Origin of the sequence: Pseudorhodoferax soli, assembly GCF_003337555.1 — a bacterium.
Lineage (GTDB): Bacteria > Pseudomonadota > Gammaproteobacteria > Burkholderiales > Burkholderiaceae_C > Pseudorhodoferax > Pseudorhodoferax soli.
In genome coordinates, this window is sequence record NZ_QPJK01000008.1 from 248,813 (window position 1) to 267,168 (window position 18,356).

20 protein-coding genes are annotated in these 18,356 nt (G+C 63.3%); 8 read left to right on the plus strand and 12 right to left on the minus strand.

Annotated features, from left to right (window positions below; all coding sequences use genetic code 11):
- From DES41_RS26505 to sorU, 4 genes are read left to right on the plus strand one after another with little or no spacing between them, the layout of a single operon-like run.
- Positions 1-534 (plus strand): RNA polymerase sigma factor, encoded by a 534-nt coding sequence (locus DES41_RS26505; protein WP_031943585.1) that lies wholly within the window; start codon positions 1-3, stop codon positions 532-534.
- On the plus strand, positions 531-1,163 hold the full coding sequence (locus DES41_RS26510; RefSeq protein ID WP_004306457.1) for a hypothetical protein: 633 nt from the start codon (positions 531-533) through the stop codon (positions 1,161-1,163). The genes DES41_RS26505 and DES41_RS26510 overlap by 4 nt, the downstream gene beginning before the upstream one ends.
- Positions 1,160-2,386, plus strand: a complete 1,227-nt coding sequence (gene sorT / locus DES41_RS26515) for a SorT family sulfite dehydrogenase catalytic subunit (RefSeq protein WP_004306455.1) — start codon at positions 1,160-1,162, stop codon at positions 2,384-2,386. Before DES41_RS26510 ends, sorT begins: the two co-directional genes overlap by 4 nt.
- Before the next feature lie 2 nt (positions 2,387-2,388).
- A complete protein-coding gene (sorU, locus tag DES41_RS26520) occupies positions 2,389-2,757 on the plus strand; it encodes a SorU family sulfite dehydrogenase c-type cytochrome subunit (protein WP_004306453.1) in 369 nt (122 codons plus the stop codon).
- Between the two features lie 407 nt (positions 2,758-3,164).
- On the opposite strand, the gene DES41_RS26525 is transcribed toward sorU, so the two are convergent.
- The 9 genes from DES41_RS26525 to DES41_RS38000 form a co-directional block, all read right to left on the minus strand.
- Positions 3,165-5,519, minus strand: a complete 2,355-nt coding sequence (locus DES41_RS26525; protein WP_425466397.1) for a copper-transporting P-type ATPase — start codon at positions 5,517-5,519, stop codon at positions 3,165-3,167.
- Positions 5,520-5,645: 126 nt separating this feature from the next.
- Positions 5,646-6,068, minus strand: a complete 423-nt coding sequence (locus DES41_RS26530) for a DUF305 domain-containing protein (RefSeq protein ID WP_245965879.1) — start codon at positions 6,066-6,068, stop codon at positions 5,646-5,648.
- A gap of 76 nt (positions 6,069-6,144) precedes the next feature.
- A complete protein-coding gene (locus tag DES41_RS26535) occupies positions 6,145-6,480 on the minus strand; it encodes a copper-binding protein (protein WP_114470609.1) in 336 nt (111 codons plus the stop codon).
- Positions 6,481-6,538: 58 nt separating this feature from the next.
- The gene (locus DES41_RS26540; RefSeq protein ID WP_114470611.1) at positions 6,539-7,039 is read right to left on the minus strand and encodes a cupredoxin domain-containing protein; all 501 of its coding nucleotides are present in this window, start codon (positions 7,037-7,039) and stop codon (positions 6,539-6,541) included.
- A 31-nt stretch (positions 7,040-7,070) separates the two neighbouring features.
- On the minus strand, positions 7,071-8,489 hold the full coding sequence (locus DES41_RS26545) for a multicopper oxidase family protein (protein WP_114470613.1): 1,419 nt from the start codon (positions 8,487-8,489) through the stop codon (positions 7,071-7,073).
- 21 nt (positions 8,490-8,510) lie between these two features.
- Positions 8,511-9,935 carry a TolC family protein gene (locus DES41_RS26550; protein ID WP_114470615.1) on the minus strand — a complete coding sequence of 475 codons (1,425 nt, stop codon included), beginning with the start codon at positions 9,933-9,935 and terminating at the stop codon, positions 8,511-8,513.
- Positions 9,932-10,255: a hypothetical protein gene (locus tag DES41_RS26555; RefSeq protein ID WP_114470616.1), complete on the minus strand. Its 324-nt coding sequence runs from the start codon at positions 10,253-10,255 to the stop codon at positions 9,932-9,934. The genes DES41_RS26550 and DES41_RS26555 overlap by 4 nt, the downstream gene beginning before the upstream one ends.
- Before the next feature lie 641 nt (positions 10,256-10,896).
- On the minus strand, positions 10,897-11,349 hold the full coding sequence (locus DES41_RS26560; protein ID WP_114470618.1) for a hypothetical protein: 453 nt from the start codon (positions 11,347-11,349) through the stop codon (positions 10,897-10,899).
- A gap of 7 nt (positions 11,350-11,356) precedes the next feature.
- Entirely contained in the window at positions 11,357-11,623 is a 267-nt protein-coding gene (locus DES41_RS38000) for a hypothetical protein (RefSeq protein WP_147282965.1), read from the minus strand.
- 308 nt (positions 11,624-11,931) lie between these two features.
- Here DES41_RS38000 and DES41_RS39770 point away from each other — a divergent pair, with 308 nt between their 5' ends.
- Positions 11,932-12,258 carry a cation transporter gene (locus tag DES41_RS39770; protein WP_114470619.1) on the plus strand — a complete coding sequence of 109 codons (327 nt, stop codon included), beginning with the start codon at positions 11,932-11,934 and terminating at the stop codon, positions 12,256-12,258.
- Positions 12,259-12,272: 14 nt separating this feature from the next.
- Positions 12,273-12,509, plus strand: a complete 237-nt coding sequence (locus DES41_RS26570) for a DUF2933 domain-containing protein (protein ID WP_114470620.1) — start codon at positions 12,273-12,275, stop codon at positions 12,507-12,509.
- Between the two features lie 832 nt (positions 12,510-13,341).
- Here the strand turns inward: DES41_RS26570 and DES41_RS26575 are convergent.
- A complete protein-coding gene (locus DES41_RS26575; protein ID WP_114470621.1) occupies positions 13,342-14,088 on the minus strand; it encodes a metallophosphoesterase family protein in 747 nt (248 codons plus the stop codon).
- Between the two features lie 851 nt (positions 14,089-14,939).
- Complete coding sequence (locus DES41_RS26580; RefSeq protein ID WP_211333084.1) at positions 14,940-16,154, minus strand: Fic family protein; 1,215 nt, start codon at positions 16,152-16,154, stop codon at positions 14,940-14,942.
- A 469-nt stretch (positions 16,155-16,623) separates the two neighbouring features.
- Between DES41_RS26580 and DES41_RS38890 the strand changes: the two genes are divergently transcribed.
- A complete protein-coding gene (locus tag DES41_RS38890; RefSeq protein ID WP_211333085.1) occupies positions 16,624-16,983 on the plus strand; it encodes a hypothetical protein in 360 nt (119 codons plus the stop codon).
- A gap of 366 nt (positions 16,984-17,349) precedes the next feature.
- Here the strand turns inward: DES41_RS38890 and DES41_RS38005 are convergent, their stop codons facing one another.
- Positions 17,350-17,670 (minus strand): hypothetical protein, encoded by a 321-nt coding sequence (locus DES41_RS38005; protein ID WP_147282966.1) that lies wholly within the window; start codon positions 17,668-17,670, stop codon positions 17,350-17,352.
- Positions 17,671-18,083: 413 nt separating this feature from the next.
- On the opposite strand from DES41_RS38005, the gene DES41_RS39325 reads away from it, so the two are divergent.
- The gene (locus DES41_RS39325; RefSeq protein WP_281277232.1) at positions 18,084-18,353 is read left to right on the plus strand and encodes a helix-turn-helix domain-containing protein; all 270 of its coding nucleotides are present in this window, start codon (positions 18,084-18,086) and stop codon (positions 18,351-18,353) included.
- Positions 18,354-18,356: the final 3 nt, after the last annotated feature.

The window sequence follows — 18,356 nt, forward strand, 5'->3', positions numbered from 1 at the left end:
ATGCTGTTCCAGTCTGCCGAGTCCCGCTACAACCAATGGGTGCGGGACCATTACCGCTTCCTGCTGCGCAGCGCCTGGGCGCTGACAGGCTCGCGTGCCATCGCCGAAGACGTGGTGCAGGACTGTTTTGCCAACGCCTGGAAGCACCGCGAGCAGTTGCGCGATGCGGCCTTGGCGCGGGCCTGGCTGTTCCAGATCATGCGGCGCGCCGCCTTCCGCCAGGCCGCGCCGGGCATGCAGTCGCTGGACGACGACGAGCAGCCCGAGCAGGCCGCCCCCGACGCCGGGCTGGACGACAAGCTGGACGTGGTCAAGGCGCTCGCGCGGCTGGCGCCCATCCACCGCGAGGTGCTGGTGCTGTTCTATTTCGACGACATGCCCACCGCGCAGATGGCCGAGGCGCTGGAGATTGCGCCCGGCACCGTGCTGTCGCGCCTGGCTCGCGCGCGCGACGCGCTGAAGCAGGTGATGGGCGTGCCAGTGCGGGCACCCGGCGGCGCCCAGGTCACGCCCTTGCGGAAGACCCCGTCATGAAGCGCGAACTCCGGCCGCCCGAGTTGCCCGACAGCGCGTTCGACTTGCGCACGCGCGCCGAACTGGCGCTGGCCTTCGAGCCCATCGACGCCCCGCCGCACTTGTACCGCAAGGCGCAGCCGCTAATGGCGCGGCGCAGCTTCCAGCGCGCCGTGCTGGGCCTGCTGCTGGCAGGCAGCGGCACCGGCGCCGTGCTGGCCATGCGCCCGCCAGAACTCGTGCGCGGCGCCATCGAACACGAATACTTCGAGCGCACGCTGCGCGGCACCTTCATGGCCAGCGCGCCCTTGCTGCAGCACCTGGGGCTGGCCGGCCAACAGGTGGTGCCCGGCTTCCCGCAGCTGATGCGGCCTTGCGACATCGACGGCCACCTCGTCTACCACCTCACCACCTTCTTCGAGAAGGGCGGCATGGTCACCGTGTTCGCCTTCGACAAGGCGGTGGCACTGACGGAGGGCAGCGGCTGGTGGGGCAACGTGCACTGGAAAGTCATCACCTCGCGCGACGGCAAGCCGCTGGTGCTGGTGGCGCAGAAGAAGCAGGCCCTGGCCGTGGCGCAAAGCCAGTTCGGTCCAGCCACCGACATGTCCCCACCGAATTCCACACCGACCCCCAAGGAGACCCGATGAACAAGACCTTGAACTCGCTGCCGCGGCGCCAGATGCTGGCCGGCAGCGCCAGCGCCCTGGCCGCGGCCGGCCTGGCCACTTTCACGCGCGGTGCCGCCGCGGCTGGCGAAACCCCAGTGGCCAGCGCCACGCCCAAGCCGCTGCCCGCCTACGTGGCGTGGAAAGACCCGGCCAGCGTCATCGTGCACAGCAGCACCACCATCGAGACCAAGCGCGCAGCCTTCGGCAGCGGGGTCATCACGCCGGGCGAGCAGCTCTACATCCGCAACAACCTGCCGGCGCCCGACGCGTCCATCGTCGCCGACCGCGACGCCTGGCAGGTGGCCATCGAAGGCGTGAAGGCGCCGCGCACGCTGACGCTGCGCGAGCTGAAGACGATGGGCGTGGAGACGACCGCGATGGTGCTGCAGTGCTCGGGCAATGGTCGCGGCTACTTCCCCAGCAAGCCCAGTGGCACACCCTGGCAGGTGGGCGCGGCGGGTTGCGTGATGTGGACCGGCGTTCCGGTGCGCGTGGTGGCCGAAGCGCTGGGCGGCGTCGTGCCGGGCGCCGGTTACCTGACCGGCACCGGCGGCGAGAAGCTGCCCGAAGGCCTGGACCCGCTGAGCATCATCGTCGAGCGCTCGGTGCCGGCCGCCGCGATGGCCGACGCGCTGCTGGCCTGGGAGATGAACGGCGTGCCGATCTCGCTGGCCCACGGCGGGCCGCTGCGCCTGATCGTGCCCGGCTACACCGGCGTGAACAACATCAAGTACATCAAGCGCCTGGCCTTCACGGCCAAGGAAACCGAGGCGAAGATCATGTCGCACGGCTACCGCATCTCGCCGCCGGGCGGCAAGGGCGACCCGAGCCAGCCGTCGGTGCAGGAGATGTCGGTCAAGTCGTGGATCAACTCGCCGGCGCCTGATGCATCCAGCGTCAAGGCCGGCCTGGTGCAGGTGCAAGGCGTGGCCTTCGGCGGGCTGAACGGCATCAAGCGCGTCGAGGTGTCGCTGGACGGCGGCAAGACCTGGAACGACGCGCGGCTCACCGGGCCCGACCTGGGCCGCTATGCCTGGCGACAGTTCGTGCTGGCCGCGAAGCTGCCCGCTGGCAGCCACACGCTGGCCAGCCGCGCCACCGACACGGCCGGCAACGTGCAGCCCGAACAGCGGATGGAAAACGCCGGCGGCTACAACAACACGAGCTGGGCCGACCACGCCGTGAAAGTGACGGTGGCCTGAACATGCGCAACACCATCCACCAGCACTTCGTGGTGCATGCCTTGAAAGTCGCGTCGGTGCTCGTCGCAGGCCTGGCACTGCCCGCTCTGCCCGCGCTGGCGGCCGACGAAAGCGCGCAACTCGCCCTGGGGAAGAAGCTCTTCCTGCAGGGCGTCGTCCCGTCGTGCGCCGTGTGCCACACCTTGCAGGCCGCAGGTGCCGAGGGCGCCGTCGGCCCGGTCCTCGACGAGTTGAAGCCCGACGCTGCGCGCGTGGCGAAGGCGCTGCGCAACGGGCTGGGCCAGATGCCCTCGTACAAGGACAAGCTCACCGAAGCAGAGATTGCGGCGCTGGCGCTCTACGTGTCGAAGGCCAGCGGGGGTGCCAAGTGAAACTTCAGGTGGGTGGAATCTGTGGTGCATCCCCACCGATAAAGGCTCGTCCGCGCGGGCCGCAAGACGCTGACTGGCACCGAAACGCAGGGCATCTTCATCGGTCGCCGCCGTCGGCAGCGACTGCTTCTCAACTCCTCGACAGACTGGATTGGGCCCCAAGCGGAGGTCAAGTTCCTTCGCCGAGATGCCCTACAGCAGACATTCGCGAGGCATCCCGCGGGTCATCGCTTGAAGGTATTGGCACGAGGGCAACGAAGACGACGAGCCCAAAGCCACCGGGAGCCAAAGCCGGCTCCCCCATCGCTAGGCACACGGCAAGGCTGAGGCGCGTAGCTTGAGCAATGCGCGCTGGAAGGGTGTTCACCGCGTAGTCTCGGAAGAAAACCGAGCGTCAATTCCCCGCTTCAATCCTCAAGCTTGCTCGTGCGCAAACGCAGCGAGTTTGCGATCACACTGACCGACGAAAACGCCATCGCAGCAGCAGCAACGACGGGCGAAAGCAGGATGCCAAAGAACGGATACAGCACGCCAGCCGCGATCGGAATCCCGAGCACGTTGTAGCCAAAAGCAAACCACAGGTTCAGTCGAATGTTGCTCATGGTGGCCTGCGACAGTTGACGTGCCTTCACAATGCCCATCAGATCGCCTTGTAGCAGCGTGATGCCCGAACTTTCCATGGCGACGTCTGTTCCCGTCCCCATGGCGATGCCGACATCGGCTGCTGCCAGCGCAGGTGCATCGTTCACGCCGTCGCCGGCCATCGCCACAACGCGCCCCTCGCTTTTCAGGCGTTGCACCACAGAAGCCTTGTCCTCCGGCAGCACCTCAGCGACAACCTCGTCGATGCCAAGCTCGCGGGCCACTGCTTGCGCCGTCGTCTTGCCGTCGCCGGTCAGCATGACCACGCGTATTTTGCTCTTGCGAAGGCTGGCAATGGCCTGGGCTGTGCTTGCCTTGATGGGATCGGCAATGCCGACGAAGCCCGCGAGTCGACCACCGATGCCGACGAAGATGACCGTGGCAGCCTTGGCCCGGATGGGTTCGGCCTCCTGGTCGGCGGCTCCAACATCGATGGCGTGCTCGGCCAGAAACTTGGCACTGCCACAAACAACCTGAACACCGTCCACCGCGCCGATCACCCCCTTGCCCACCGGCGAATCGAAGTCGGTGACGGGTGACAGGGTGAGCTTGAGCGCCAATGCGTCACCCACGATTGCCGCCGCGAGGGGATGCTCGCTGGCACGTTCAACGCTCGCGAGCTTTTGGAGCACGTTGTTGGCCTCGAAACCGTTCAAAGGCTGCACCTTTACGACCTTTGGGCGGCCCTCGGTCAAAGTCCCGGTTTTGTCGACCACCAAGGTGTCGACTTTCTCCATGCGCTCCAACGCCTCTGCATCGCGGATCAGAACGCCGCTTTGCGCGCCGCGCCCAACTCCGACCATGATGGACATCGGCGTGGCGAGGCCCAAGGCGCAGGGGCACGCGATGATCAGGACAGCCACGGCGGCGATCAGCGCGTACGAGAACGCCGGGCTCGGCCCCCAGATAAACCACGCACCGAAGGTGAGCAGGGCGACAGCGATCACCACAGGAACGAACCACCCCGCCACCTGGTCGGCCATGCGCTGAATCGGGGCGCGGCTGCGCTGCGCGGCCGCCACCATGTGGACGATCTGCGAGAGCAGTGTGTCTGCTCCCACCTTCTCCGCACGCATCACGAAACCGCCGGTCTGGTTCAGCGTGCCGGCAGTGACCTGGGAGTCGATGGCTTTAGCGACGGGCACCGGCTCGCCCGTCACCATGGACTCGTCGACGTTGCCCTTCCCCTCGATGAGCTTGCCGTCGACAGGGACCTTTTCGCCGGGCCGCACGCGCAGCAGATCGCCGACTTGAATGGCCTCGACCTGCACTGTCTCATCCGTTCCGCCAGAACCGACTTTCACGGCCGTCTTTGGAGTCAGCCCGAGGAGTGCCTTGATGGCGCCCGAGGTTTTTTCCCTGGCCCGCAGTTCGAGCACCTGGCCGAGGAGGACAAGCACCGTGATCACGGCGGCTGCTTCGAAGTAGACCGCCACCGCGCCTTCCGGTCCGCGAAACTCTGCTGGGAAGATGCCCGGCGCGAGGGTGCCGACGATGCTGTAAATCCAAGCGATGCCCGTCCCCAAGGCGATCAGCGAGAACATGTTGAGGCTGCGGTTTTTCACGGAGGCCGCTGCGCGTACAAAGAATGGCCAGCCGCTCCACAACACCACCGGTGTCGCCAGGACAAACTGAATCCAGTTGGACAGCTGCGGCGCGATGAGCGCATGCAGGTTCACCAGGTGAGCACCCATCTCCAAGATGAAGACAGGCACCGTCAGGGCCAGCCCCACCCAGAAACGCTTGGTCATGTCGCGCAGCTCGGGGCTTTCTCCGGTCTCGGCGCTTGCCACCACAGGCTCCAATGCCATCCCGCAGATCGGGCAACTGCCCGGGCCCATCTGGCGAACCTGGGGGTGCATGGGGCAGGTGTATTCGACCTGCCCCTGCCCCGCTACAGGAGAAGCTTTGTCAGCCGCGCTGCGCGTCACGTGACCGTGGTGGCCCGCGTGATCAACAGCGCGCCCCGCCTCGCCCCCGGGTGCTGCGTGGTCCGGAGTAGCTGCGTGAGAAGGTGGTGCCAAGGCACTTGCAGAGACGCCATCTGAGGCGCTCTGCGGTGCCGTAGCACCGTGCCCGCAATGTGCGTGGTCGTGGCTCTGTTTGTCGCTGGGCTGCATAAGATTCCTCTTTCGGAGGTAAGTCTTGGCCTTCCCATCGTGGGAAGGTCAAGACGCACGCGAGCTTCGCGGCATGGGAGGAAGCGCCGAGAGGCGCCAAGGACAACCTACCTGAGAGGCAGCAGGCTATTTCTTCATCGCTTCGCCGGAGTGACCGTGCTTGGCGAGAAACTTGTCGAGTTCGCCAATCTCCTTTTTCTGCGCCTTGATGACATTTGTGGCCATCTTTCGCATCTGGGGGTCCTTGCCTGCCTGCAATTCAGCTTGGGCCATGTCGATGGCGCCCTGGTGGTGCATTCGCATCATCATCGCGAAGTCGACGTCCGGATTGCCGCTCATGGACATCGAGGCCATCTTGTCGTTCATGTCCTTCATCATGGACTTCATGTCCATGTTGCCCTTCATGCCACCGTGCATGCCGGTGGCGCCAGGGGCACCAGCCGTTGGGTGACCGTGCTGCGCCGCAGGCTGTGCAAAAGCCACTGGTTGAAGCAGTGCGCCAGCAAAGGCGATTACCGAGAGGGGACGTGTCAAAAAATTCATCTTCATGGAAGCTCCTTCAGCGGGGAAAAATTGGTTCGAACTGACGAGGCACCGCTAGGAGGCGCTTCGCCGGCGACTGGTGTCAGCGACTTGAGTCCATCTTGGTGACAGTAAATTTCCCATCCAACTTCTCAGCAACGAAGCGGACCTTGTCGCCGGCTTGAACCTTCTCGAGCATTGCCGCGTCCTGGACTTGGAACACCATCGTCATGCCGGGCATGTCGAGGTTCTTGAGCGGGCCGTGCTTGATAGTGAGCTTCTGGTTCTCTTTGTCAACCTTGCGCACTTCGCCCTCGGCCATCTCTGCGGAAGCGGCGGAAGCGGCAGGAGCGCTCGTGTTCTGCGCTCCGGCCACACCAGCCGTGGAAATCACGAGGGCTGCTGTCGAAGCCGCGATCGCAAAATGGAACTTGTTCATAGCGTTTTTCCTTTGAATGAGGGATGCAGGCCCAGCGCTTCGCGCTGAGCCAAGAGGGTTACTTCGAATTTTTTCCAGCGGACTTGGCGACGTTGACCGCGCCCTTCATGCCGGCGTCGTAGTGGCCCGGCTGCAGGCATGCGAAGTCGACCTTTCCGGCCTTGGTGAACTGCCAGACGACTTCACCGCTCTTGCCGGGCGCGAGCGTGACCATGTTCGGGTCGTCGTGCTCCATCTCGGGGTTCTTCTTCATGACCTCGTAGTGCTCCTTGAGCTCCTTCTCGGTACCCAGGACAAGCTCGTGCTTGATCTTTCCCGAGTTGGTGATGAGGAAGCGCACGGTCTCGTTCTGCTTGACGTCGATGCTCGCGGGGGTGAAGCGCATCGAGTCGGTCATGTCCACCTTGACGGTGCGGGTTGCCTTGGCGGCCACACCGGGCTTGCCGATGGCGTCGGTGGCGTCGTGACCGCCGGCATGACTACCGGCAGCCAAAGCACCAACAGCGCCAAGGGCGGTGATCGCAGCGACAGCTGCAAAGCGAATGGTCTGGATCTTCATGTGATTTCCTTTGTTGAAAAAAGACGTGGGATCAATGGCCCGCATGGCCTTTGGCTGCTGGTTTACGGACTTGCACTTCGATGTTTTTGGCCGGCATGTTCTGCGCAGGCATCGCGGCTGAGCCCGCGTCGCGTGCGCGGGGCGGCTCAGCAGAGGTACCGTTGAATTCGTAGGCAACGGTCCCATGTGGGTGCTTGAACCACCCTGGGTTTGAGTAGTCGCCGCGCTTCTGGTCCTTGCGCACCTTCAGCACGCTGAACATGCCGCCCATCTCGACAGAGCCGAAGGGTCCCTCGCCGGACATCATTCGCGCCGTGTTGTCGGGCAGCGGCATCTCCATCTCACCCATGTCCGCCATGCCGCGCTCGCCCATCACCATGTAGTCGGGCACGAGCTTGGTGATTTGCTTGACGACGTCCTTGTGGTCGACGCCGATCATGGTGGGCACGTCGTGGCCCATGGCGTTCATCGTGTGGTGGCTCTTGTGGCAATGGAATGCCCAGTCGCCTTCCTCGTCCGCGAGGAATTCGATCTGCCGCATCTGCCCGACCGCCACATCGGTGGTCACCTCGTACTGCCTGGAGGTCTTCGGCGTCGGGCCGCCGTCGGTGCCAGTGACGAGGAATTCATGCCCATGCAGATGCATCGGATGGTTCGTCATTGTCAGATTGCCGAAACGGATCCGGACCTTGTCGTTTTGCCGAACGTTGAGCGAGTCGATACCGGGGAAGATCCGGCTGTTCCAGGACCAAAGGTTGAAGTCCAGCATCGTCATGATCTTGGGTGTCGCACTGCCTGGCTCCACGTCGTAGGCATTCAGCAGGAACACGAAATCGCGATCCACCTTTTCGATCAGCGGATGCTCGGCCTTGGGGTGCGTGACCCAAAAGCCCATCATGCCCATCGCCATTTGCACCATCTCGTCTGCGTGGGGGTGGTACATGAAGGTGCCGGGCCGACGCGCGACGAACTCGTAGACGAACGTTTTGCCTGGCTGAATACCCGGCTGGTTCAAACCGGTGACGCCGTCCATGCCGTTGGGCAGGCGTTGTCCATGCCAGTGGATGCTGGTGTGCTCGGGCAGCTTGTTGGTGACAAAGATGCGCACCCGGTCGCCTTCGACCACCTCGATGGTCGGGCCGGGCGATTGGCCGTTGTAGCCCCAGAGGTTGGCCTTGAAGCCGGGCGCCATCTCGCGCACCACCGGCTCGGCGACCAAGTGGAATTCCTTCACCCCGTTGTTCATGCGCCAGGGCAAGGTCCAGCCGTTGAGCGTGACGACAGGGTTGTAAGGACGGCCCGTTGAGGGAGCCAGCGGAGGCATGGTGTCCGGCTTTCCCTGGAAGACCGGTTCTGGCAAGGCAGCCATCGCTACCTTGCTCACCGTGGCGGCGGCGATGGCGCCCGTGATGGCCCCCGCACCGCTTAGAAAGTTGCGTCTGTTGTTCATGTGCAGCTCTTGAAGATTTGCTCAATGGGCCGGTGCGGCGGCAGCTTGGGAGCTGGCGCCACCGGCAGCCGGGGAGACCATGGCAGAGGGTTTGCCGATCACCGAGGCGACGAGCGCCGCATCCGCCAACCAAAACTGCTGCTGGGCATTGATCGCGTTGGTCACGCTCGAGATCTGATCGCGTGCCTCGGCCAAGAGCTCGAAGACACCGATCAGCATCCCGTTGTAGCGAAGGACGTTCTCGTCGGCCATCGCTTGGCGCAGTGGGACGATTTCGTCGCGGTAGTGGCGTGCGATGTCGTAAGTCGTGCGATACGCCGAGTAGTCCTGGCGCAGCTGAGAGGTCGCACCGCGGACGGCTGCGTCGTAGCGGTTGGCGGCCACCAGAGATTGAGCGTTCAGTGCGTCGCGCTGAGCGGAGCCCCAGTCGAACAGGGGCAGCCGGATGTCCAGCTCAAACCCTCGCCCGGTGCTGCGCGTCCCCTCTTGGTTGTCGAAGACGGTGTCACGCCGGATGCCAGCTTCCACGTCGATGAACGTGGAAAGTTGGTTGATGCCTTGCGACCTGCCTGCCATCTCCAGCTGCGCGCGTGCCTGCTGCACGTCCAGGCGTTGTGCGCCGGCGGTGCTGGCAACGTCCTGGGCTGGACGGGGTGCCTTGGGCAGATCGGGCAAACGTTCCGGAAGCTGCAGCTTCGCGGCCTGGCTGTCGTCCAGACCCAGCGCGCGGACAAGTTCCTCCCGGGCCGAAGTGGCGGCATGACGTGCCGAGGCCAGTTGCGTCGTCGCATCGGCATAAAACACCTGCTGGCGCGCTCGCTGCAGCTTGCTGAAGTTTCCGATCAGCTGCATCCGCCGCGCCAGCTCAGCACTGGCCTCGGCTGACTGCTTGACTTGCTCGGCGTATTGCAGCAACTGCTGCGCGGCGATGGCGCGCACCCAGGCTTGGCGAACCTGAGTCACCTGGTCCACCACGGTGGTCGTGAGTTGAATCTGCGCCTGGATCCCCTGGCTGCGCGCAATGGACATGCGTCGCGGCAGGAGGATCAGGTCGACCACGCCGAACGACAAAAGCCGCCCGATTTCGAGCTCGTCTCCAATGCGCAGCCGCTCGAAGCTGAAAACCGGGTTGGGAATGTTGCCCGACTGGTTCGCGTTGGAGATCTCGGCCCAGCTTTGGGCCACCATTGCCTGCAACGCAGGGCTGTTCGCCAGGGCGAGGCGCACTGCGGCATCTTGCGTCAGGGGCTTGCCCAGAAGCTCATCGGCGACCGCAAGGCGTGCGTCACGCTGTTCCTGGGTGCGGCTCAGCTCCAGGTTGCCTCCTGTGAACTGCGCCGCGGAGCTGTTTGTCTGCTTGACGGCATCGTCGATGCCGAGGGAAGCACAGCCTGTCAGAACCGCAAGGCCAACGGCGCCGAGCGCCAAACGCAGCGGGCGCGTCATGGCTTCTCCTTGGGTGCGGGCATGACATGCCCGGCGTGTGGATCTGCCGCTGCAGGCGGTTTGGTGTCAGAGGGTTCGCCACTTGCCTCTTTGGCATAGGCGCGCCATCCACCACGGCTTTTGACGGTGTCGTTGGCGGCCTTCCATGGGATGGCTTTTTCGTCAGCGAAGGCTCTGTAGCCATCCATCGCCGAGTTGTAGGAGAGAGAACTCGGCGTCGCCGAGGGAGCGTCCACGACGGGTGCAGTCTGCGCGCCTGCCGTGAAAGCCACGAATGTGGTCAAGCTGGCCAGCCACGCGGCCGGCGATTTTTTGAACATGGGTTCCTCGCGATGTTCATGAACGAAGTGCGGTCGGCAGCCACAAGGCTGGAGCGACAACAAGCGATACATGCGCGTTCAGACGCCGACAGCCAAGCTGCCGGGCGGCGAACGCGTTAAGCGCGAGGAGGTTTTTGAGGAACGCCGGGCGAGACGATCGCCAGCGCGTAGAGAGGCTCTACCAGGTCGGCCTGAGGAAGGCCAAAGTTCTTGACGTCAGCAACGGCCGGGGTTAATCCAACAGCATGGCAGGGGGCGCAATTGCCACATTTGTGGCCCCCGTCGTCATGGCCAGCATCGGTGCCGTGGTCATGCGCGTCGACTTGGGCGTCTGCGTGGTGGCCCGAAGCCAACAAGGCATCCCCATGATCATGGGGACTGCCCGTCGAGGCGGAAACAGCTTCCATCGACATGGTCGACCCTGGGGCGCAAACAGCCATGGCTGCTGCCGCGTAGCCTTGAAAAGGCACCGCAAACATCATGAGCCACAGAAAGATCGTGCGAAAGCTGACCACCGATGAATTGTAGTAGCGCAGGGGGGTTGGTGGAAATAGCCGGCCCGGAAATGCCCACAAAGTGCACAGCACGTGAAGCCGCGACACTGCCCATCTCCCATTTTTGATGTCCGCAAAGGTGAGACGCTACTTCCCGCGCACATAGAGCCCCAGCGCTACCAGCCACGGTGCCGTGAACAGCAGGAGGAGCCATTTGAAGTCAGAGTCGATGAGGAAATTCACGACGACCATCAATCCGATAGAGGTGACCGCGCTCAGCGCGGCAACCCAGGCCGCGCCGGGCGCCCGGCTGCGGAAGCAGGTTCTTGCCAAGTAGCAAGTCAGCAGCCCAGTGGACACCATGTAGCCGCCCAACACCCAGAAGACGCGCGGCAGCCAAAGCAGCAGGCCGGGAAAGGCGACACGAATGTGCTCCAGCGTCGTGCCCATGAAGCGAGGGTCTTCCGGGAGCAGCGCCGGGCGAATAAAGATGAAGTAGAAACCCAGTCCAATCAGGATGATGCCGCCGAGCGCCAAGGCACCTGAGGAAAGCTGGCCGCTCTCGGTGGTACCCGCCGACGCCGCCACTTGCCTGGTCATCCCGAGCCTACTTGCACTGCTCGTGCATTGCCTGCATTCGCTGGCGCATCTCCGGCGTCATGGACGACATGTGCTTTTCCATCATGGTTTGCTGCTCTGCGGAGGGCTTGCCGCTCATCATCTTCTTGTGCATCTCGCAATGGGACTGCATGTCCTTCGCGCCCATCGTTGCATGTGCATGGTCGTCGCTCTTTGCAGAAGCGGCGCAACCGGCCAGCCCCACGGACAAAAGCGCAGATGCAATCAGGGGGACTACTCGTGAAATCAGCTTCATGAAACTTCCTTTTGTGTCTGTCGGTAAAGGGGGGACAACCCGCAGCTACACAATACGGTTGTTCCGGCCCAGCGAGTTGACTTGCATCAACGCACGCTGAGCCGGCCGCGCTCTATTTCAGCGCTCGTTGGCAGTGACGATGAGCGTTTCATCATCTCGGGCGGCCATAGACAGCACCTTGTCGCCTGTTTCGAGGCGTTCAAGCTTCCCGTCTGCTGCCCTGAACACCATCTTCAGAAAATAAGTCTTGACCTTGACATGATGAGAGGGTCAACAGTACCTCCTTCCCAACCAGAACTGGAAAAGCAATGGTCACCTTCAAAGTCAACGACATGACGTGCGGGCACTGCGCCAGCACAATCACCAAGGCAGTCACCTCGGTCGACAGGTCAGCCCGCGTGGAGGTCGACATTCCGCGCAAGCTCGTCCATGTAAACGGCGAAGTGGCAACAGCGGTCTTGGTCGGAGCTATCCACGACGCTGGATACACGCCTGAGGAGGTCCAGGCTGAATCCGCCCGCCCCGCGGCTCCACAGGCAGCCCGTGGTTGTGGGTGCGGCTGCGGGCCGAAGAAGGCGCCTGCGGTTGGGATTGATCAAGGAGCGACAACCGTCCGCAGCTCATGCTGTAGCTAGGCCAGGAGCCCCCCATGGACCAACAGCACGCACGCCCTTCTTTTTGGAAGACGCCTTTCGGCATCGCCGCGAGCCTGATCGCGGTGGTCGCCAGCGTCTACCTGTGGATCGCCCACAGGGACCACTTTCTTGCGCTGCTGCCGTTTGCCATCTTGGCCGCTTGCCCGCTGATGCACGTCTTCATGCACCGCGGCCATGGCGGCCACGCGCACGGCGCGAAGCCCAAAAATAACGGCACGCCGCGCGGCTGAAGCCGCGGAGCTCGCCCGCTTCAGTCTCGGCGCAGTGGCCCAGACACAAAAAAGGCCGGCACCGAGGTGCCAGCCTTTCAGGATTGCCAGGCTAGCTGGCTACCGCGCTGCTTATTCGCAGCAGGGCATCGTGACCTCGTCGCAGCAGTCGCCACCATCGCAGCAGGGCTGCGCAGCGAAAACTGCAGTGGAGGCCAACGTAAGGGCGAAGATTGCAAGTAGCTTTTTCATGAACGATCCGTTTGGTTGAGTGAAGGGGAAACATTGATCAAGCCCGCGCCCAAGGCGGTCGCCAGATGTCTTCGATCCTTGTTCCCAAGTTCACAAATAGGGGTGTCACCGTCACAGCGTCGGAAACATGCCCGAGGTGCTCAGTCATGGAGGCAAGAGGGCTTACCGGCTGACAAACGCAGCCAGCAGGCACGCAGTGGACATCCCCGCACGTCACCTCGCAGCAGTCAGGCTGCCGTGGGCTTGCCGCGTACGCAGTATGAACCGCGAACAGCAAGACAAGAAAGAGGCCAAAGATGGCGCGCATGAGGACAGGATACCAGGGGAGGCAACTCCGCCTTGCAGAGGCTGAGCTCGTCGGCCACCATGTATGCGGACATTCGCCAACGTCTGCTTTGGCCGCCTGTTGCCTGATTTGTTGATCGGCGCGACCGACTGCAACCGCTGCACTGCGGCCGCTCAGGTCAGCAAGGCGACCGACAGCAGAGGGCGCAAAGGAGCCCGTCGCCGTCACGCTCGTCGGTTAAGGACCCTTATACCTGGGTCATCGTCTGCCGCAGCATGCAGTACGTTCGGTGCACGGCGTTGCGAGTTGGAACCCCTAGCGGCGGGCGCGTTGATCGTCGAGGTCACCTTTACGCACCATTTCGACTCGCACAAGGTCAAGTGCAATAGAGACCGCGGAGATGCCCCGGAATCCGACGCCGATGGATGCGAATCCTTGCGACGTCCAGCGCGAACCGGAATCCAAGCGGTCGTGATGGTGACCATGTACGAGCGCACGCACGCGCATCGACTGCGCAAGCGTGTCCAGAAGGTCGAACCCGTGCGGGTGATAGCCCGGGGCCTCGTGCGTGACGAGAACATCGGCGTGCAGTTCGGCCAAGCGATCCACCTCGTCCGGGTAGATCGTGCCCCAATGCTTGCGCGCATGACCGTCGCGCCAGCGTTCAGATGGCGGCGTTGACACAGCATGCTCATCGCGCGAACGGAACGCAGGTCTGCCGCCACGAGCCGCACCTGGTGAGGGATGCCAGACAGCCTCCCGAAAAATCCCGCCGAGCCCAGCTAGCCGCGTCCCGTTCGGCAGCGTCACGACCCGGCCTTGCACGTTTCGATCGGCGAGGGCGCTGCCCCAAACACGGATCCAAAGGTCGTCGGAGTCGGCGTCGTGGTTGCCGGGAATCCACCATATACGGTCACGTATCCGTTGAAGTTCCTCGTGCAAGGGTCGCCTCGGCTCCAGGTCCCCGAGCAGCACGACAGCAGAAGCGTCCGTTCGCAGTGCCGCTTCGACGATGTGGTCGAACGAACCATGAGGGTCGCCGCAGTACAGAACAGGGGCCATGGCTCAGGATGGCTCGCGTTGAAGGACGATGGGCTTCAGGGTCGCCGCGAGCCGATCCTCGCGTGGCTCAGCCCGCACGAACCCGGCCCTTGGGGCGTTGCACCGGTAGCAGCTTTCGAAGCGCTGCCAACGTGCCAAGCTTGCAGCTTCGCTCTCGATGTCTTTCTTCGAAGCCGCCCAGTACACCGCGCCGCACCCGTGGCACTTCGCGCGCGTCCTCTGCTGAGGAATGCTCATGGCGCTAAAGATTAACAAGCGTGTGTTGTCGCACCGCAAGCGTGGACCTCTTCCCGATACTTCAATCCCGTTGGTCATCGGCATCGCGACCGCTGGAGTCGGAACCGTATCCTCGCAGGCTTCCATGACGGAACCCGACGGGTCGAGCAGATAGGAGGCGAGAGGACGCTGAGTCGACATCTGGAAGGCCATCGAGTGAACGGAATCGTACGACGGTCCGTGGATTCGCGCCACGTGTGCAAGCTTTGAGTGCGGTCGCACGCCACGGAAGCGCCGACGCGAGACGGGGTCTGGTGGGGCTGTGGAGTTCACTCCAAGCTCCGCGCTTGGCTACGGACTGGAAAGCCTGCGCCCTGGACCAACCGGTCGCACCGTACGTTCTTTGATACTCACGGCGCAAGGCTTGCGGCGACGAGGTCGTCGTCCGTCGCATCAGGTGTCCGCAGGTGCAACCTGGAACTGTGGCGTCGTCACGGCCCTTGTCGTTCATGTCGCGAAGGCGGGGCTGGCATCAGGATGTCGGGCCATGCGCCGGGGGCGCACTGTCGAAGCGGGCAAGCGTTCGCAGCAGCCCACAGCGGTGCTGCTTCGCCACGGCCGAAGCCATTGGGGCGCTACTGCGCCTCGGCCGCCGGCCAGAGCCGAGGGAAGTAGAAGCGCAGTGCCTGCTGCGGCACTCCGAAGCGCAGTGGGCCATCACGCGAATCGCTGTTTAGCAGGCCGCGCTTGAGCAGCGCGCGGATCTGGGTCGTTGCCAGCCGGTCGTCAAGGCCTAGGATGGACTCGAAGTGGGAGCGATCCAGTTCGCTTTGGGTGACGAACAGGTGATGCAGCGCGCCCAAGGCCTGGCTTCCTACACCTTGGCGCACGACCTGCTCCTCATGAGCCAAGCAGGCTGCAAGGCGCTCTTTCATGCCGTCCACCGCCAACAGACCGGACATGAACTGCACCTCGTCCAGGCACAGTTGCAGCGCATAGCTGATCCAGTTTTCCAGGCCGCGTTCGGTGCGGCTACCGCGGCCGTCGAGATCGCCGGCACGGGCTTCGTCGGCTTCGGCCAGGTGGGCGTAGTACGCGTCCTGGCTGCGCGCAAAACCGCGCGTGGCGGACCAAATGCCATTCGTCAAGCCCAGCTGGGCGAGCAGCAGATGCGTGTGCAGACGAGCTACGCGGCCATTGCCATCGCGGAACGGATGAATCCACGCAAGCCGCTGGTGCGATGCCATCGCTGCGAGCACACGTCGTTCGCCGTGATGCGTGCCGCCATAGAGCCGGCTCCAGCGCTCAAGGAAGTCCGGCAACTTGACGGCATCGGGGGCAGCGTGCCGGCCCACGCCGACCTGCTGCGTGCGCAGTTCCCCTGGGGCTACCGGCTCTTCCTGCTCGGAGCGTCGGTTGTCCAGAGGCATGCGCGCAAACAGATCTTGGTGGATGCCTTGCAACGTCCGTGGCGACCAGACCGTGGCCCAGTCCCATTGCGACGCCTGACGTTCTATGCTGGTTTCGGTGGCCATGTGCGCCAGGGCGAGCCGCTGACGGCGCGCAATGTCGGCATCGCTGGCGTAGTCGTTGCGCAGGGCCTGCTCGATCTCGGCCGGCGAAGCGTGTTCGCCCTCGATCTTGTTGCTGTAGTACGAGTGCATGGCCCGCAGCTGTCCGCGCAGACCCAGCAAGGCCCCGGGTGGGCACATGCCAGCGAGGCGGCCGGCGCTGCGGATCAGCTCTTGGGCTTGCTCAAGAAGCGGTGGCAACCGGTGCTCGCCAGGCAGCAGCGGCTCCATCTCCGAAGGATGGCTGTAGAGCGCGAAGGCTTGCGAAATGGGCGGCATTGAAGGCAGTGATTGAAAGGACTTTCACCCCTTCCTGCAAGATGTTTTCGTGAGCTCGAGCTGGGCGAAACGTGAGGGCCCAACTTACGCCGCTTGATGGCCGCCTTGGGCAGCTGAACCGGCGCTACGGCGAGGGCGCCGGGCACCACTGGCATGCGCGATCACGCAGAGAATGGGGCATGCGGCATGACCGCAGGAGGCCAAACCGCACGACGTGTTGACGGGAGGGGTCGGTGGCGAGAATGCGATGTCGCCCGTGCAAGGCATCTCGAAGACCCCCTGCGCGGAACCCATAGTGCCTCATGCATCGGCCGTGCTGGGCCACTGTCGTCGAGGTTGACCGTCTACAGACGTGCGCGGTCTGCAACGCATCTCGCACGGTGGCCCCCGCAAGCAGACGCAGACTTTTTTTGGTGCATGCTTGCGCAGTCTTAGGCAACGCGTGCGACCCTGCATGAAAGGAGCAACCATGGTTTCCAAACGGTCAGTGAAAGGCACATTGATTGCAATGGTGGGCGATGGCCTCGCACTGGTGCGCACCGGACCTGAGCCAGCACCCCGAAAGACGCCCGCCTCGGAGTCTGCGCGCGTGTTGCTTCCAAAATTAGGGCGTGCGCTGAGCCGTCCTGGCCTACCTCGGTCCAGCGTGTTCACCCGACCGGGCATCTTCGCTTACTCGGCGCATCCAGACAATCCGCGACTTCTGGTTCAGGAAGCAGAAGATGGTTCACGTGTCACGGGACGGATGATCGGCGCCAAATTTGTTCCATGCGCGCTGCCGGAAATTCCTGTGCGCAAGCCCTGCTCCTCGGGAGCGGAAAGCGCTTGATGCGAAGACGTAGGTCGGGCAGGCATTCCTAAGCGGGATCTTCAATGGTCTTCCTTCGAATTGGCGCCGTTCTACACGTCCGGTCTGTCGACATCAGCTTGTTCGCATCAACCGCTACTGATTCGCAAACCATGCTCGCATGAGCCTTGAGATTGACGACCGCTTTGATCGATGGAACTCGGCGAAAGCGACAGCGCGTGTCCAGCGCCTCGGGTCGAACAGGACGCGGAGCACGGCGGCAACAACATCTCCGGTCATCGACCAACTCCCCAGGAAGATAGGTCGGACGACCCCAGGCCGCGTCCGCTAACCAAGCGCATTGTTGCCGTCAAAGCAGTTGTCGAACGAGCTCTGCACCATTGATAGTCATAGGTCCAGTCCTCGTTCTTCCGACCACCCCGATGCCAACTCAAGTACGCGATCGAACATTCCGTCCCGTAGTGCTTGGCTCACGTCCCGCCCACCAAGCCCTTCGTGGGTGCGGTGCCAAAAGATGAACTTGCCAACGGTGTCATTGCCCTTGAGCACCCGATTGATTCGGTGCACCTTGTCCGGCGAAAGGCGTAGGAACACAGCAGGATAGAGCCAGAACTTTCCGACCTTCAGTCGGAACAGCACCTGGCGCTCGCAAGCCTTTGCGAGCGCTGCGCTGCTCAAGCCCCAAGCCCTGCCCAACTGTTTCGACATGATGAGCCGACCCTCACGCGCCCACTCAAGACGCTCGGTCTGTGCGTCAGGTTCGGAAGCTCGGTCTGGTCGGATCACGGCTTCGCTTGCGAGGTGATCCGCAGCCTATTGATCGTGAGACATGCCATGCTCCATGGGTCTGTGGAGGAGGGCCGCGGGGCATGGTTGACGATCATCTGTGTAGTCCTATACGGGCACGACCGGCTGGCACTGCGCCGCCCCAGCGAGCCGCTGCACAAGCTCACATAGTGGCCAAGTCCTCCCCATCCCTGCATGTGAGATTTAGCATCTTATAGGGTGTAGTTCGATTGGATTCGAAATGTCCCAATCAGCGGGTGTCTAGAAAGCGCGAAACACTTCTTTCCCATCATTCCTTCGGCAGAGCGTTGAGGACAGTTCGGGTCGCCAGCAAGGTGCCTCAGGATCGCACGTCGGGGCGCACGTACGTAAGCGCTATCGAGAGAGGGATAAAAGTTCCCACGCTGACCAAGGTGGATGCCCTTGCCGCGGAGTTCGGCGTTCACCCTTTGACGTTGCTTGCGCTTGCCTATTGCCCGACTGCGACTTCTGATGCCCTGCGCCTCGCCTTCGAGCAAGTTGCGGAGGATGTTGAGCGCCTGCAGGTCCGGCAATTCGAGGACGGCAACCTGCCGAGAGGTGCAAAATCGTCCTTGGCGTCCTGATCG

What these genes read in the sequence shown, in the direction of transcription:
- DES41_RS26505 (WP_031943585.1), top strand. Translation starts at nt 1, where the DNA reads ATGCTGTTCCAGTCTGCCGAGTCCCGCTACAACCAATGGGTGCGGGAC.
- DES41_RS26510 (WP_004306457.1), top strand. Translation starts at nt 531, where the DNA reads ATGAAGCGCGAACTCCGGCCGCCCGAGTTGCCCGACAGCGCGTTCGAC.
- sorT (WP_004306455.1), top strand. Translation starts at nt 1,160, where the DNA reads ATGAACAAGACCTTGAACTCGCTGCCGCGGCGCCAGATGCTGGCCGGC.
- sorU (WP_004306453.1), top strand. Translation starts at nt 2,389, where the DNA reads ATGCGCAACACCATCCACCAGCACTTCGTGGTGCATGCCTTGAAAGTC.
- DES41_RS26525 (WP_425466397.1), bottom strand. Translation starts at nt 5,519, where the DNA reads ATGCAGCCCAGCGACAAACAGAGCCACGACCACGCACATTGCGGGCAC.
- DES41_RS26530 (WP_245965879.1), bottom strand. Translation starts at nt 6,068, where the DNA reads ATGAAGATGAATTTTTTGACACGTCCCCTCTCGGTAATCGCCTTTGCT.
- DES41_RS26535 (WP_114470609.1), bottom strand. Translation starts at nt 6,480, where the DNA reads ATGAACAAGTTCCATTTTGCGATCGCGGCTTCGACAGCAGCCCTCGTG.
- DES41_RS26540 (WP_114470611.1), bottom strand. Translation starts at nt 7,039, where the DNA reads ATGAAGATCCAGACCATTCGCTTTGCAGCTGTCGCTGCGATCACCGCC.
- DES41_RS26545 (WP_114470613.1), bottom strand. Translation starts at nt 8,489, where the DNA reads ATGAACAACAGACGCAACTTTCTAAGCGGTGCGGGGGCCATCACGGGC.
- DES41_RS26550 (WP_114470615.1), bottom strand. Translation starts at nt 9,935, where the DNA reads ATGACGCGCCCGCTGCGTTTGGCGCTCGGCGCCGTTGGCCTTGCGGTT.
- DES41_RS26555 (WP_114470616.1), bottom strand. Translation starts at nt 10,255, where the DNA reads ATGTTCAAAAAATCGCCGGCCGCGTGGCTGGCCAGCTTGACCACATTC.
- DES41_RS26560 (WP_114470618.1), bottom strand. Translation starts at nt 11,349, where the DNA reads ATGACCAGGCAAGTGGCGGCGTCGGCGGGTACCACCGAGAGCGGCCAG.
- DES41_RS38000 (WP_147282965.1), bottom strand. Translation starts at nt 11,623, where the DNA reads ATGAAGCTGATTTCACGAGTAGTCCCCCTGATTGCATCTGCGCTTTTG.
- DES41_RS39770 (WP_114470619.1), top strand. Translation starts at nt 11,932, where the DNA reads ATGGTCACCTTCAAAGTCAACGACATGACGTGCGGGCACTGCGCCAGC.
- DES41_RS26570 (WP_114470620.1), top strand. Translation starts at nt 12,273, where the DNA reads ATGGACCAACAGCACGCACGCCCTTCTTTTTGGAAGACGCCTTTCGGC.
- DES41_RS26575 (WP_114470621.1), bottom strand. Translation starts at nt 14,088, where the DNA reads ATGGCCCCTGTTCTGTACTGCGGCGACCCTCATGGTTCGTTCGACCAC.
- DES41_RS26580 (WP_211333084.1), bottom strand. Translation starts at nt 16,154, where the DNA reads ATGCCGCCCATTTCGCAAGCCTTCGCGCTCTACAGCCATCCTTCGGAG.
- DES41_RS38890 (WP_211333085.1), top strand. Translation starts at nt 16,624, where the DNA reads ATGGTTTCCAAACGGTCAGTGAAAGGCACATTGATTGCAATGGTGGGC.
- DES41_RS38005 (WP_147282966.1), bottom strand. Translation starts at nt 17,670, where the DNA reads ATGTCGAAACAGTTGGGCAGGGCTTGGGGCTTGAGCAGCGCAGCGCTC.